Origin of the sequence: Leucobacter manosquensis (assembly GCF_018304845.1) — a bacterium.
GTDB classification, from domain to species: Bacteria; Actinomycetota; Actinomycetes; order Actinomycetales; family Microbacteriaceae; genus Leucobacter; species Leucobacter alluvii.
In genome coordinates, this window is record NZ_JAFEVO010000001.1 from 399407 (window position 1) to 413769 (window position 14363).

Here is a 14363-nt window from a genome sequence, read left to right on the forward strand (position 1 = left end):
TGCACCAAGTTGCAAGCTCATTGCACGTATGTGCATGATGTGTTCATCAAAGCGAGCGAAGGGGGCAGGAATGACTGCACATTCGTCCAGATCGCGTGACGCTCTGCGAGCGGCGCAACTCTACTACCTGCAGCATCTCACGATGGAGGCGATCGCGCAGGAGATGCGCGTGTCCCGATCCTCGGTGTCGCGCCTGCTCACGCACGCACGCGACTCAGGGCTCGTCGAGATCCAGGTGCATTCACCCCAGGAGGCCCGATCTCAGCTCGAACTGCGCATGGCCGAGCGGTACGGCATCACCGCGCACGTTGTGTCCTCACCCGCGCGCGCGACGGACGCCGACCGCCTCGAGCGAACTGCGCGCACCGCCGCGCATCGCGTCGCCGCCGCCGTCACCGATCGTTCGACCGTCGGCGTCGCATGGGGTGCGACCATGAGTGCGGTCGCTCGGCATCTGCCCTCGAAGACGGTGCACGAGGCGCGAGTCGTGCAGATGAACGGTGCGGCCAACGTGCGCACGACGGGCGTGTCCTACTCCGCCGAGCTGCTCGGCGGGTTCGGCAACGCGTTCGCGGCCTCCGTGTACCAGTTCTCCGTCCCGGCGATCTTCGACGACCCCGACACGCGCCGAGCGCTCTGGCGGGAGCGATCCGTGAGCCGCGTGCTCGAACTGCAGGCATCGAGCGACGTCTACGTCTTCGGGCTGGGATCACGGATCGGCGACCCGAGATCGCGGATCTACTCGGGCGGGTACCTCGACCGGGAGGACCTGCAGGAGCTCGTGCGGGCCGGTGTGGTGGGCGACTGCGGAACCGTCTTCTACCGCAACGACGGAAGCACCGACGGCGTCGCCCTGAACGAGCGCTCGAGCGGACCTTCGCTCGACACGGTGCGGCGCATCCCGCATCGACTGTGCGTCGTTTCGGGTGCCGCGAAACGAGAGAGTCTTCGCGGGGCGCTCGCTGCTCGCATCATCACGGAGCTCGTCGTGGACGAAGAACTCGCGCGGCTCGTCGTGGACGCTGGCGGCTGAGCCGTGGACGTGGTGGAATAGTACACATGTTCGAATCGCCGCGAGAGATCGCCTCCGTGCTGCACGTCGACATGGATTCCTTCTTCGTGTCGGTTGAATTGCTCGAACGACCGGAACTCGTGGGGCTGCCGGTGGCGGCCGCGCACGACACCGCGCGTTCCGTGGTGTCGAGCGCCAGCTACGAGGCACGCCGGTTCGGGGTGCGTTCGGCGATGCCCGTCGCTCGCGCCAAACAGCTCTGCCCGCAGCTCGTGCTCGTCGAGCCCGTCTACGCGAAGTACCGCAGCGCATCGAAGGCGGTGATGGCCGTGTTCCAGGAGTTCACTCCGCTCGTCGAACCGCTGAGCATCGACGAGGCGTTTCTCGACGTCGCCGGCACCGTACGGCTCTTCGGACAGCCGGTGGAGATCGCCCGTGCGATCCGCGAGCGGGTGCGCGAGCGCACGGGCCTGCCCGCTTCGGTGGGTCTCGCCGGGACGAAGTTCGTCGCGAAGCTCGCGTCGCAGCGCGCAAAGCCTGACGGCATCCTCGAAATCCCTCCGCATCGCACCCTCGAGTTCTTGCACCCGTTGCCGATCGGAGCGATGTGGGGTGTCGGGCAGGCGACGGAACGGGCACTGCACGCGCGTGCGATTCGGACCGTGGGGGAGCTCGCCCGTGAACCGATCCACTCGCTCGAGCGAATCGTCGGTGGGGCGAGCGCACGGCGCCTGCACGAGTTGGCGAATGGCCGAGACGCGCGGCGCATCGTGACCACTCGTTCGGAGAAGAGCATCGGGCACGAGGAGACGTTCGCGCACGACGTCTCAGACGCTGGAGCGCTGCAGCGCGAGCTCCTGCGGCTCGCCACGCGCACGGGCGAGCGCCTGCGCGGAGCCGGAGCCGAGGCGCGGACGATCTCCATCAAGGTCCGCTGGGGCAATTTCGAGACCATCACGCGTTCGCGCACCCTTCCGGATGCGACGGATGCGACGCAGCGGATCTATCACACCGCACGGGAACTCTTCGACGGGCTCGATCGCGGCGGACGCGCAGTGCGGCTCATCGGCGTCAGGGCCGAGCAGCTGCTGCCCGCAGGCAGCGATATCGCTGCGCTCTGGAGCGAAGACGACGGCTGGCGAGCCGTCGATCAGGCCGTGGACGAGGTTCGCGAGCGATTCGGCGCCTCCGGGGTGACCTCGGCCAGCCTGCTCACGGGAAGAGGCTCCGTCGTCGATCCGCGTTCCTTGGAGGCCCCGGGCTGACGCGGCCTCAGTCGTCGCCGGGCGTCGGCTCGACGTCGGGATGCGTGCCGGCGGATTCCGGTTCACCCGACTCGACGATGGCGAGCACCGATTCGAGAATCGCGGCGAGCCAATCGAACACGAGCACGGTGCCTCGGGTCTCCTCGTCATCGAGGAGCCGCGGCCGGTCATCGGGCTCGTCGAGACCGATGCGCGCAGCGATCGCGAGGCGAAGCGCCGTCACGGTGCGCACCCATGCGGGAAGCGTCGTCGGGGAGATGTCCACCTCGACCAGCGACGTGTCGTCGGGGGCCCCGCCCCCGAGCCCCAGAGCGGCCGTGACGTCCATCGCGTCTTGCAACTTCCGATTGAGCAGCCCCTGCTCGGTGACGCTGCGAAACGCGCCTGCTTCCGCATCCTGCTCGTAGGCGTCGGGGAAGAGGCGGGCGAGCGCCGGATCGTCTGGGGTCGAGTCTGAGCCGCCCACTTCGAGGCTCGCGAACAGGGGATCCGGGTCGAGCGCGGTGCCGCTGTGACTCTGCAGCAACTGGATCAGCTGCGCGATGAGCTGGTCGAGCATGGCCGCCTCGTCGTGGTCGAGCAGGAGCCGCAGGCCATGATCGGGCAGAGGCAGGAGTTTCACAGTTCGCCCGCCCGCCGCACCGTCGCCCAGAGGCCGTATCCGTGCATCGCCTCCACATGCAGCTCCATCGTCTCCCGCGAGCCCTCGGCCACGACCGCGCTTCCGGCCTGATGCACCTGCAGCATGAGCTCCTCAGCGCGATCTCGCGTGAACCCGAAGTGCTTCTGGAACACGAACGCGACATACGACATGAGATTGACCGGATCGTCCCAAACGACGGTCTGCCACACCGGAGACTCCAGATGAGCCGGTTCGCCGAGACGCCGAGTCTGCGCCTCCGGCTGCGCCGCCGACATCAGCCCCACCCGAGTTCGTGGATGCGCTCCTCGGTGATGCCGTAGAAGTGCGCGATCTCGTGCACCAGGGTCACCCGGATCTCATGGACGAGATCCGATCGATCGGAGCAGTGGCCCAGCAGGTTTTCTCGGAACAAGATGATGCGGTCCGGCTCCTCGCCGTATCCGTAGACTCCCCGCTCGGCGAGTGAGAAGCCCTCGTACACGCCGAGAATCTCGCTCCCGTCCGACGGGCGGTCCTCGACCAGGAAGATCACGTTGTCGAGCTGCGCGAGCATGTCGTCGTGCAACGAGTCGAGGCCGTCGGCGACCAGCGATTCGAACTCCTCGTGTGAGATGTCGAGCATGTCTTCACCCTACACAGAACCCCTCTGCGGCGTCGTGGAACATTGCGCAAAAACCGGGCGCCCGGCGCGTGACATAATGAGCTGCCGCGTTCATGCATTGAAGCAGGGGGATGCGCCGAACATGGGGAGGAAAGTGGTCGCAGTGAAGCGCTCTGGAGTGGCGAAGGGTGACACCGTATTCGCTGCACCGTTCATCGTCTTCGCGCTCATCGCGATCGGCACCGGCATCGCGCATCTCATCGGGACGGCGCCGTCCTCGTGGACGCTGGTGCTCGCCGTCATCGCAAGCGTCATCATCTGCGGGCCCTTCCACATCCGCATCGGCTACGACCGCGGCTTCCCGCAAGCCGGCGTCTCGATCGTGATGCTCTCGATCGAGCCGCTCACCGAGGCTCCGTTCATCGGTGTGTGCATCTGGACGATGGGAGTCCTGATCGCGCAGATCTCCCTTCGACGAAACCTGTGGCTGGCGCTGTACACGACAGGGCTCGCCACCGTCGGCGCGGTCGCCTTCGTCGCCGTGCGCAACGGGCTCGGCGCGCTCGGCGTGTGGTTGCTCCCGAGCTTCGTCGCCGCGACCATCGCGTTCTACGGCGTCGTGCTGCTCGGCGAGTTCGCCCGCCAATGGGGCCGCGAAGAGGTGGACCGCGGCGTGAGCGCGTCTTCGGTCAAACCGAGCCGGCTGGTCCTGCTCGTGGCCGTGGTCTCGCTCACCGCCACACTGATTCACTACATCGATGCGACCGTCATCTCGTGGATCGAGGGCGACCCCGATGTCAGCTTCACGCCGTTCGTCGTGCTGCTCGCCGGTTCGATCTTCTACGTGCTGGCGCAGCGCTCGCGCTCGGACGACATCGAATCCCGTCTCTCCGCGGTGGTGGATGCCGCGATCGAACTCCCGAGGGAGAGCGGTGAGGCGCTGGGGACCGCGCTGCTGAACCGCGCGAGAGGGATCGTGCGCGCCAACGCCGTCGAACTGCGGGACTCACCTCCCGAGAGCGACGAGATCGGCGCGCCGGTGAGCCTCACCGCAGGATCGGAGCAGTACCTCGTGGCCTCGCGCAAGCTTGGCGGCAGCGCCTTCAGCCGGGACGACGAGCGTGCGCTGGTCTCACTCGCCCACCTGGCGAGCGAGGCGGCCCGCATGCAGTACGAAGTCGACTCGCTCGAGCAGCGGGCCAACACCGACCCGCTCACGGGCCTGCCGAATTATGGGGCGTTCCAGCAGGCACTGATCGACGCGAACGAGCACCGCCCCTACCATGAAGGCATTGCGCTGCTGTTCATCGATCTCGATGACTTCAAGAAGCTCAACGACAATTTCGGTCACCGCGCCGGAGACGCGCTCCTCCAAGCCATCGCGGTGCGCCTCGAACGATCGTCGGGCGGCGGCGATTTCGTCTCCCGTGTCGGAGGCGACGAGTTCGTCGTCATCTTCACCGGCCTCGTCTCGATCGATCAGGCCAAAGAGGCCGCCGACCGCGTCATCGCCGCGGTGAGCGAGCGCCTGGACCTCGAGGGGCACGATCTGACACCGCTGGTGAGTGCCGGTCTGGCCTTCTCGAGCCACCGTGAGATCGACGCTCAGTCCCTCGTCGAGGATGCGGACCGTACGATGCTCCAGGCGAAACGCTCCCGTCGGCAGGGGACGATCGTCGCCGGAAGCACGGTGAGCATCTCGTCGCATCGTTCGACGCGGCTCAACGACATCGTGGCCCGAGCCATCGAGGGCAATCGGCTCATGCTCGCCTTCCAACCCATCGTCGACATCTCGACCGGCAAGATCTGGGCGTTCGAGGCGCTGACGCGATACGTCGATCCTGAATTGGGTCCGATCTCGGCTCCATCGCTCATCGCCCGCGCGAAGAGCCTCGGGCTCATGAACGCGCTGACGGAGCAGGTGATCACGAAGGCTTTGCAAGCAGCCGAGCAGTTCCGCAGGCTGGAACCCAGCATCACCTGCATGACCGTCAACCTCGACCTCGGCCAGATCAGCGACTCCGAGCTCGGACCGTATCTTCGCGAGGCGGCGCAGACGCACCCCGACGTCACCCTCTGCATCGAACTCAACGAGCGCTCCCTGCGTTCCGTCACCGACGAGCTCCGTCGCGATGCGGAGAACCTGCAAGCCGCCGGCCTGATCATCGCGCTCGACGACTACGGCTCGGACGACTCGTCCGTCGGGGCTCTGGTCCACTTCCCGATGAACATCCTCAAGATCGACAAGAGCCTGATCGGCAACCTCGACGACTCCAGGCAGCGGGAGCTCATCAAAGCGCTGCAGGGCTTCGGCGATAATCTCGGTCATACCGTCGTCGTCGAAGGCATCGAGAGCGCCGCCGTAGCGGAGACGCTGCGAGCGCTCGGCGTGCGCAGCGTGCAGGGCTACTACTACGGCCGGCCGCAGTCGTTCGCGCTGACGCGCGACCGGCTCCGTCGCACCGGCACGCGCGCGGAGATCGCGTAGTCGCCGCCCAGTACGTCGGCAGCGGTCAGCGGCCGATGCAGGTCAGTACGCCGCGTCGGCCTCGGGCGACGGGGGAGTGACATCGACGCCCGAGCTGAGGCGCGAGATGGCCTCCGTCGGGACGAAGTGCGGATCCGGTTCGATGAAGGCATCGACGACACCCATGAACGCGAGCGCTGACACGGACCAGGAGTCTTCCTGCGCCTGCTCATCAGCGTTCCCATCGGCGCCTGCAGACGACCCGTCGAAATGCGCCTCGACGAGGGCGGGCACGGTCGCGCGAACGATGCCCAGGCCCTCGATCACTGAGGCCGCAGCGACGACGAACGGCTGGTAATCGTTGTGGAACATCGGCTTCAGGCGATACCCGACCGTGGGGAGGACGTTGCGGTAGAAGCTCTCCATCGTCTCGACGAACGAGAGCTCGCTCGCCTGCAACGCGTCCAGTACACGCGTCCGCGCGGGTCCTTCCGGCCAGGCCACGATGGTGGTCGAGAGCGCCGCGTACGTGCGCCACTTGCTCGATGCCGTGATGACCTCGAAGTTGTACTCCGCGGCGGTGCGAATGATGTCGTTCAACACGCTGCGCCGACCTTCGAGCGTGTGCAGGTCGTCGGTGCGCATGCTGAGGTACTGCCACGTCGTCAGCAGCGTTTCGGTATCAGCGCGGTCGATCTGCGCCTGGTTCGCGAGTTCGCAGAAAAGATCCGCCATGAAAGCGTCAGGGGACGACCACACCTGCGCGAACTGCTTCGCTGAGACACCGGCGTCCGAGCAGATCTGGTCGATGAGTTCTTGCGAGACGCCGAGGGAGAGTCCGACGGTCTCGACGTGCTTCACTGCGCTGAGCAGGACTTTCGCTCCCAGGTCGTCAGTCGTCGAGCGAGATCGAACACTGCTCCCGCGGTTCCAGCCGTCTGCCTGCACCGTTCCCCCAATTTCGACGTCAGTAGTGCACATATGCTAGCATCCCGCTTCCGTCGCCACGCACGCGTCTGCCGCCATCGAATGGCGCTCCTTCGCGCATCCGCGACTCGCCGGGCGGCGGAAGCGATGCGCGAAGAACGGCGATTCGGGCACAATAAGACCTACAGGAGTCGTTCGAGGTCACACCCGGGCATTCAATGACGTATCCGCGGTGCAGCAGGCCGCGCTAACAGGAGGATCCCCGGCGTTGTCCCATATCGACCGTTCCGTGACGAACCACGACGTTATCCCGGTGATCGGCTCCTCGCTCTTCGTCGATCACCCGACCGCGCGCATGTGCGTCGGCATCATCGCAGAGAACGACGTCGCTCGCCCCGGGCTCGAGGCCGAGTATCTCGCGCACTTCGTGCTGCGGCGCAAGGTCTACGTCGACCAGACGGGACAGCTCGATGAGAGCGAGATCCAGCCGGACGGTACGGATCGCGATAGCGACGACGCACGCTCCGTGACGTTCGCAGTCTTCGAGAACCACGTCGAGGGCGTGCGCGTCGTGGGAGTCTCACGGCTGATCGTGCGGGGCGACGAAAGCCCGCTGCCCGTCGAGGAGTTCTGCCCGGACTCGTTCACCGACGATGGGCTGACTCCGCGCAGCGTCGAGGTCTCGCGAGTGATCGCGCGCCATGAGCACGCCGTCATGCAGGAGCTGGTGCAGTGGCATCTGTTCGCGGTCATGCTCGCGTACGAGGCGAACCACGCGTTGGAACGCACATTCGCGATCATCGAGCCGTGGCTCGAACGACATCTGCGCGGAACGATCGCCATTTCGCGCATCGGTGAGCCCAGGTACGTGGAGCACTACCTCGACTACAATCTCCCGATCGAGATCGACATTCCCGCCTCCACGGAGCGCGTGAATGCTCGCCAGGGCGGATTCATCGATCAGTACCGGGCCGAAGACGGCGCCATGACCTACGTCGGCCGCGCCCCGAAGCGCGCGCTCACCGAGCAGCCGCGGTGATGCGTCTGGGCACCGAGGCTCCGCAGTTCTCTCGCAACTACGGCTTCTGGAGCGAAGACGAGCAGCGCGCGCTCGTCGAGTCTCGGGTCGCCATCGCAGGGGTCGGAGGAGACGGCTTCCAACTGGGCGTCAAGCTGGCCCGCATGGGAGTCGCGTCGTTCAGCGTCGCTGACCCCGAGGTGTTCGAATTGGAGAACGTGAATCGCGTCGAGGGCGCGAGCACGGCGACGCTGGGCCGGCGCAAGGCCGAGGTGTTTCGGGAGCGCGTGCTCGACATCAACCCGGACGCGGAGGTTCGCATCTTCTTCGATGGCGTGATCCCGGAGAACATCGCGGACTTCATGCAGGGCGCCTCCCTGGTGCTCGACGAGTCAGAGCTCACGAAGCCGGAGATCGGATCGCTCATCGCGCGTCGCGCGCGAATGCAGGGCATTCCAGATCTCCTCGTCATGAACGTCGGCTTCGCCGCGCAGGTCACATCGTTCGCTCCGGCTTCTCCCTGGACGTTCGAACGATTCATGGGCTTCGACGCGGAGATGCCGCTCGACGAGATCGCGGACGCGGGAGTGGATCTCGCTCGGTGCCTGCCGTACATCCCGCCCTACACCGACCTGCGATCGTTGCGTGCGGTTGCGGGGGAGGATGGCCACGAGCCGGCCTCCCTGCCGTCGATCTCGATCGGCGTGGACGCGGCGTCAGCGATCGGCAGCGCGCAGGCGTTTCTGCATCTGACTGCGGGGGTGGCGAATCATCGCCGTTCCCCGATCTGGGCGCCCCGGATCGCCTACACGGACGCCTATCGTCTCCGCACCCGCATCGTGCGGGCGGGGCGCGCCCCGCACGTGCTGGGTCTGCTCGTGGCCGCTGCGAGGCAGAAGCTGAATCTGAATCCGCTCGGCAGCTACACGGTCGCCGACATCACGCGCAGGCGCTCCTAGCGAGCGTCTGCGCCCCTGCCGGCATACGCCGGGGGCGTGGGCGCACGGCACGCCTGGACGCACATTACGCCTGGACGCACAACACGAACGAGGCCCGCCTCGCGCCGGATCTGATCCGTGAATGCGCGAGGCGGGCCTCGGTACTACTTGGGGTCCCTGCGTGGACTGTTCGCAAACCTCGCCTCGGCGCAGAAGTCCTTGATCAAACGGTGGAAGCGCGGTGCGTATCGCACTTCACAACGAGGTACTGAAGGCCCGATTTGCGATGTGCGTGGATCAGTCGTGGGGGCGATTGCAACTCCTCAAACCTTTCTGAGTGCCGCTGAGATCGACGGTATCGTCGACGATTACCTGGCAGGAGCGGCGGTTACCGAGCTCTCTGCCAAGTACAAGGTGCACCGCGCGACCGTATCGAAGCACCTCGCCCGAGAAGGAGTCACTCGTCGGACGCCAGGTCTTCATGGTTGGGACGCGGCTGAGGCGGTGCGACTTTTCCGTGAGGGTGAGTCGCTCCGGGCAATCTCTCGCAGTCTCGGTGTGGGGCGGGCGCTGGTTCGCAGAACCCTGGCGGTGCGAAATGAGATTGCTACGCAGGTCGCTAGTTGAACTGGAAGGTCCTGTAAGAGCTGCGCACGTTGAAGCGTTTGCCATCTTTTCGCTTCTGGAGGTAGCCAGCGATCTTGTCAGCGTCGTCCGGACGCATCCCGAGCGCGCGGCACTTCGTTCGGACCTGCTCGACGGTAACGAATCGCCACCGATCTTGGCGATTCATCATGTCCGCTCGCAGCTTGTCCTCTTCGTTCCACTTCAGGCCCGAGTCGTATCCAGCAGCCATGCTGGCCACGTGCTCGAGGATCCCGTCGATGCCATTCGGGAGTGCAACGGCAAGTTCCTCAGAATCGGTGCCTTCGTGCGCGCGGGTTTCGCCAGGCAGGAGGATGACAGGGTGAGCGTCGCTGATCCATTCGGCGGTTTCCTGCTCGCCCCATTCGATCACAGCGAGCGCGTCAGCATCGGCGTCCCACAGGCCGTTCAAGATCTTTCGATTGGGCCATGCAACGAGCGCTCGCGTGCCGCGAAGAGACCAAGCAGAGAATCCTTTCCAGCTGAGGTGACGAACCCGCGGATGTGCGATCAGCTTCTTCAACGATGAGCCTTCGAGGTTCTTCTGCGGGGTGACGACGACAACTTCGCCACCGTCTTGCTCCAGAAGCCACTTGATCGCTCGGACGTTCTGAGGCTCACGAGAGCCCTCATCGCTGCCGAGCTTCGAGATTGCGACTGGATATGAGTAACCACCTGTTGACACGAGCTGCTCCTTTGATCGAACCGTCGCGATTCAGGTTATGGGCGACCACTGACATCTCATCTTGGATAGTCAAGCAAGCACTTCGAGTGCGACGTGATGGCCGGTGATGACGTCGTACGATGGTGCAAGGGCAGCAAGACAGCGCCCGAGAATTGCCAAATGCTTTGCGCGTTCGACAACGGAAGCAAGGACAACCGGTAGCCGCAGGGCGCCCGCGCCAGGAAGAGTGAGCAATGACGCCCGCCAGTGAGCAGGTCGCTTCGACTGAAGTCAGGTCCGACTACAGGATCACAATACGTGACTGCAACAGCATCACTGAAGCATCCATCGTGCTGCGCCCCAACGCGCTCAACATCAAGTATGGCCCCAACGGCATTGGCAAGAGCACAATCGCGAGGGCCCTTCGCTACCGCGCGGAAGGGGAGGCGAAGCTCGAGCAGCTCACACCCTTTGTGCACAGGGCAGACAAGAACGGACCGCGCCCGTCAGTCACGGGTGCAGACGAGATCACCCATGTCATGACGTTCGATGACCAGTACGTGTCTGGCTTCGTTTTCAAACAGGACGAAGTACTTGAGAACAGCTTCGAGGTCTTCATCAACACCGAAGACTTCCAAGACGGCATCGCCCAGATCGAGTCCCTGTTTGAGGCACTCAAGCAGACGTTCGATGAGGAAGCGGAGTTCAACGAAGCGCTTACAGACTTTAGGGACCTTAAGGACGCGTTCAACGTCACCAAGAACGGTGCAATGGCCAAGACGAGCAAGGGCTATAAGGCCCTCGCCGTTGGCGGCAAGCTCGACAACGTGCCGGAACACCTTCACGGCTACAAGAGCTTCATTCAGAGCGGCAACCCAGCGGGGTGGATCACCTGGCAAGCCAAGGGCAAGGAATACCTAGAGCTCTCGGACAACTGCCCCTTCTGCTCGGTAGAGAGCATGGACAAAGAAGCTGTCACAAAGGTCTCGCAAGAGTATGAGACCACAGCGGTGCGCAACATGACCCAGCTCCGGGACGTGATCGAGCGTCTAGGCGACTACTTCGAGAAGACTGAACTGCAGAACTTGAAAGCAGCCACAGGTTCCCTCTCGGGCGTTAGCCCAGAGCAGGAGAACTTCCTGGTCAACTTGCGTGGACAAATCGAAACGCTCCTCAACAAGCTTTCAGACATTAAGGCCCTGTCGTTCCATGCTCTTCGGGAAGAGGAGAACCTTGCGGCATTCCTCAGTGATCTCAAGATCGATGTGCAGTTCCTGCCCGCGTTACGCTCCGAGAAGACAGCTTCAGTGGCCACTCTCATCAACGAGAAGCTGGACGAAGTGGCGGCCAAGATCGGTGAGGTTCAAGGGCGCATCAATACGCAGAAGGCCCGGGTGGCCAAGCTCATCAAGAAGAACCAGGAAGAGGTCAACGCCTTCCTTCGCTCAGCCGGTTATCGCTACTCGGTGCGTATCGTTCCCACAGATGACACGTATCGCATGCTTCTCGATCACGTAGACGCACCCGGCCAGCACATCCAGGATGCGGGCAGCCACCTGAGCTACGGCGAGAAGAACGCCTTCGCTATGGTGCTCTTCATGCATGATGTGCAGCACCAGAAGCCTGACCTTGTAGTGCTTGACGACCCGGTGTCGAGCTTCGACAAAACCAAGAAGTTTGCCATCATTAATGAGCTGTTCCGAGGTAAGAACACACTTCGGGGCACGACGACCTTGCTGCTTACCCACGACATTGAACCGGCCATCGACATGGTCCGGGTCGGAACCAAGGGATTGTTCACGGCGGCTGAGCCCGTGGTGCACTTCCTCAGCGGTCGCGGAGGCACCGTGACCGAAAAGCTCATCGTGCCCAACGACCTTCTGACCTTCACCAAGGTATGCGAAGAGAACATCGCCTCGGCGTCGTCTTCGATCATCAAGTGCATCTACTTGCGGCGCTTGTACGAAGTGCATGGCACGGTCGATGAAGGCTACGAACTCCTGTCCAACCTGTTCCACGCTCGTGACGTTCCTATCTTCAAGCCCACCGACGAACCAGATGTGCCCATGTCGCCAGCCGAAGTCGCAAAGGCCACCACGGAGATTCAGAAACACATCCCGGACTTCAACTACGCCGATCTAGTGGCCGAGCTGAAGACAGAAGGCTCGCTCAAGGCACGCTTCGAAGACACCGCTGTTGGCTACGAGAAGGTGCAGCTGTTCCGCATCATGACCGACCTCGACCCTGAACTTCCGAAGGGCGATGCGGTGTTCACCAAGTTCGTCAACACGACGTACCACATCGAAAGCGAGTACGTGCTCCAGCTCAACCCTCGTGAGTTCGATGCGGTGCCGGAGTTCGTCATCAAGCGGTGCACGGAACTTCTTGCCAACGTGGCATAGTTCCTCTCGACACCAGTTGATACGGCAAACCACGGACGATCTCGAACGGCAACGGGAGCTTCGGGATTTGCGCGATGAGGCACTTAATACACCGAACTTCGCCAACTGCCGACACACGATGGCTGGTTTCAGACAGCTACTACACCCCTGATTGCGAAGAGTGGGCTGCTGCACGGATAGGTGAACTTGGGAAGTTGTTCCTCGGTGTGTGACATGTGGGCCCCACACCTGACACTTCCGAGCTTTTGAGATCAGGCGTACTCTCGAAGTAGGCGATCTCTACCTGCTACGCCACCACTCGTCGTGGTGGCACGACGCGGAACCTCGGCTCCACGGACATTCCACTACCTGTCGCCTCTTGACAGGAAGGACTGTTCCCATGATTCGTCTCATCTGGATCCTCAGCGTCTACGTCCGTAGCTTCATGCGCCGGTTCATGCCGACCAACATCGCTCTCAACGCACTCCGCACCCGCCGCGGCTTGAAATGGGGCGTGCCCACAATGCTCCTCGCTGTCGTCTACTTCTACGCGGCCAGCGTGATGACCGCACTTATCGATAGCGGCGGGTCCAGGTGGCTCTACCTCGTGATGCTCGTGTGCATCTGGAACGCTCTTAAATTCATCGTGCACGGCCCTGTCTCGCTGATCCTGCTGGCGCGAGTGCGCCTGCAGGAAAGTCGCGCTCGGCGCGCGTCGTTCTCTATCGCGTAGCGGCGGAAGTGGGCGGTCGTGCGCACCTGATCGGTGTATCTCGACTCTGAAGGAGACACCGATGCCTACCCTCGCCGATCTCGCTCGAGATGAGCGATCCGCACGCATGGTGCTCGCGATTATCGCGGAGCCGAACAGCTCACCGACCGGCAGACTACTGGCGACCCTCGGCGGCGTCAATACTGTCAAGGTCATCGAAAGTGAGAACAGTATCCCTGGCATGGACCAGGTCGATGGTGCCGTCTGGCGAGACCGTGCTCGAAACCGGATCACCCTCGACCGCATCGCTGAGATCATGGCACAAAGCGATCACTTTGACTTCGTGACCCCCGACGACCAGGGGTGGCCGATACAGCTGAACGACCTGGGCGATCGAGCACCATACGGCTTGTGGGCGCGCGGAGATTCGGGCCTTCTCGAGGTGGGAGCGCAGCGTCTCGTGACCATCAGCGGGGCACGCGCCGTGACCGAATATGGGCAACACGTCACGGAGGAACTCGCAAGCGACTTGGCCCACGAAAACGTGATGATCGTCGCCGGTGGCGCCTACGGAATCGAAGGCGCCGCGCACAGCAGCGCGCTCAGTCACGGCGGAAGCACCATCGCAGTCCTTGCGTCAGGGATTGACCGCCCGTACCCGTCCGGGCATGCAGACTTGTTCGACCGGATCGGACAATCAGGACTCATCGTCTCTGAGACTCCTCCCGGTAGCGCTCCGACGCGACAGCGGTTCATCGAACGGTCGCGACTCCTTGCTGCGTTCTCCGCCGCGACGGTGATCGTCGAGGCAGGCACCCGGTCAGGATCGATGCACGTCGCCGCCGAAGCCGAATCACTCGGACGACAGCTCGGCGCAGTCCCTGGCCCAATCACGAGTGCTGCGAGCTACGGCACGAACCTGCTGCTGCAGCAAGGCCGCGCAAACGTGATCGCCAACGCCACCGACATCGCCGACATGATCGCCCACGATGAGAGTGCTCACGACTTTCCGTCGATCGGCACGCCGGTCGTTCGAACTGAGCAGCAACACAGCGCGACGCAGCGCACGCTCTGAAGGTTGAGCTCCGTG

At 63.7% G+C, this 14363-nt stretch carries 13 protein-coding genes; 8 read left to right on the forward strand and 5 right to left on the reverse strand.

Translation table 11 applies throughout. The features are described 5' to 3' along the window. The first annotated feature begins 70 nt into the window (after nt 1-70). Nucleotides 71-1033: a sugar-binding transcriptional regulator gene (locus tag JSQ98_RS01835; protein WP_211648113.1), complete on the forward strand. Its 963-nt coding sequence runs from the start codon at nt 71-73 to the stop codon at nt 1031-1033. Between the two features lie 26 nt (nt 1034-1059). Beyond that, nucleotides 1060-2277, forward strand: a complete 1218-nt coding sequence (gene dinB, locus JSQ98_RS01840) for a DNA polymerase IV (protein ID WP_211648115.1) — start codon at nt 1060-1062, stop codon at nt 2275-2277. Nucleotides 2278-2284: 7 nt separating this feature from the next. On the opposite strand, the gene JSQ98_RS01845 is transcribed toward dinB, so the two are convergent. Genes JSQ98_RS01845 through JSQ98_RS01855 form a run of 3 tightly spaced genes read right to left on the reverse strand, consistent with a single transcriptional unit; the run spans nt 2285 to nt 3542 of the window. Further along, nucleotides 2285-2899, reverse strand: coding sequence for a DUF2017 family protein (locus JSQ98_RS01845; RefSeq protein ID WP_211648117.1), 615 nt, complete (start codon nt 2897-2899; stop codon nt 2285-2287). Further along, entirely contained in the window at nt 2896-3204 is a 309-nt protein-coding gene (clpS, locus tag JSQ98_RS01850; protein ID WP_430413587.1) for an ATP-dependent Clp protease adapter ClpS, read from the reverse strand. The genes JSQ98_RS01845 and clpS overlap by 4 nt, the downstream gene beginning before the upstream one ends. After that, nucleotides 3195-3542 carry a metallopeptidase family protein gene (locus JSQ98_RS01855; RefSeq protein WP_090148305.1) on the reverse strand — a complete coding sequence of 116 codons (348 nt, stop codon included), beginning with the start codon at nt 3540-3542 and terminating at the stop codon, nt 3195-3197. Before JSQ98_RS01855 ends, clpS begins: the two co-directional genes overlap by 10 nt. 142 nt (nt 3543-3684) lie before the next feature. Between JSQ98_RS01855 and JSQ98_RS15330 the strand changes: the two genes are divergently transcribed. Further along, entirely contained in the window at nt 3685-6009 is a 2325-nt protein-coding gene (locus JSQ98_RS15330; RefSeq protein ID WP_211648121.1) for a putative bifunctional diguanylate cyclase/phosphodiesterase, read from the forward strand. Between the two features lie 42 nt (nt 6010-6051). Here the strand turns inward: JSQ98_RS15330 and JSQ98_RS01865 are convergent, their stop codons facing one another. Next, on the reverse strand, nt 6052-6849 hold the full coding sequence (locus JSQ98_RS01865; protein ID WP_346728702.1) for a hypothetical protein: 798 nt from the start codon (nt 6847-6849) through the stop codon (nt 6052-6054). Between the two features lie 334 nt (nt 6850-7183). On the opposite strand from JSQ98_RS01865, the gene JSQ98_RS01870 reads away from it, so the two are divergent. Then, nucleotides 7184-7954, forward strand: a complete 771-nt coding sequence (locus JSQ98_RS01870; protein WP_090148311.1) for a hypothetical protein — start codon at nt 7184-7186, stop codon at nt 7952-7954. Further along, nucleotides 7954-8892 (forward strand): ThiF family adenylyltransferase, encoded by a 939-nt coding sequence (locus JSQ98_RS01875; RefSeq protein ID WP_249290681.1) that lies wholly within the window; start codon nt 7954-7956, stop codon nt 8890-8892. Before JSQ98_RS01870 ends, JSQ98_RS01875 begins: the two co-directional genes overlap by 1 nt. A 598-nt stretch (nt 8893-9490) precedes the next feature. On the opposite strand, the gene JSQ98_RS01880 is transcribed toward JSQ98_RS01875, so the two are convergent. Beyond that, nucleotides 9491-10201: a hypothetical protein gene (locus JSQ98_RS01880; RefSeq protein ID WP_211648125.1), complete on the reverse strand. Its 711-nt coding sequence runs from the start codon at nt 10199-10201 to the stop codon at nt 9491-9493. Nucleotides 10202-10434: 233 nt separating this feature from the next. Between JSQ98_RS01880 and JSQ98_RS01885 the strand changes: the two genes are divergently transcribed. The 3 genes from JSQ98_RS01885 (at nt 10435) to dprA (ending at nt 14348) form a co-directional block, all read left to right on the forward strand. After that, nucleotides 10435-12582: an AAA family ATPase gene (locus JSQ98_RS01885; RefSeq protein WP_211648128.1), complete on the forward strand. Its 2148-nt coding sequence runs from the start codon at nt 10435-10437 to the stop codon at nt 12580-12582. Between the two features lie 379 nt (nt 12583-12961). Continuing rightward, nucleotides 12962-13294 (forward strand): sulfate permease, encoded by a 333-nt coding sequence (locus JSQ98_RS01890; protein ID WP_211648129.1) that lies wholly within the window; start codon nt 12962-12964, stop codon nt 13292-13294. Nucleotides 13295-13355: 61 nt separating this feature from the next. After that, nucleotides 13356-14348 carry a DNA-processing protein DprA gene (gene dprA / locus JSQ98_RS01895; RefSeq protein WP_211648130.1) on the forward strand — a complete coding sequence of 331 codons (993 nt, stop codon included), beginning with the start codon at nt 13356-13358 and terminating at the stop codon, nt 14346-14348. Nucleotides 14349-14363: the final 15 nt, after the last annotated feature.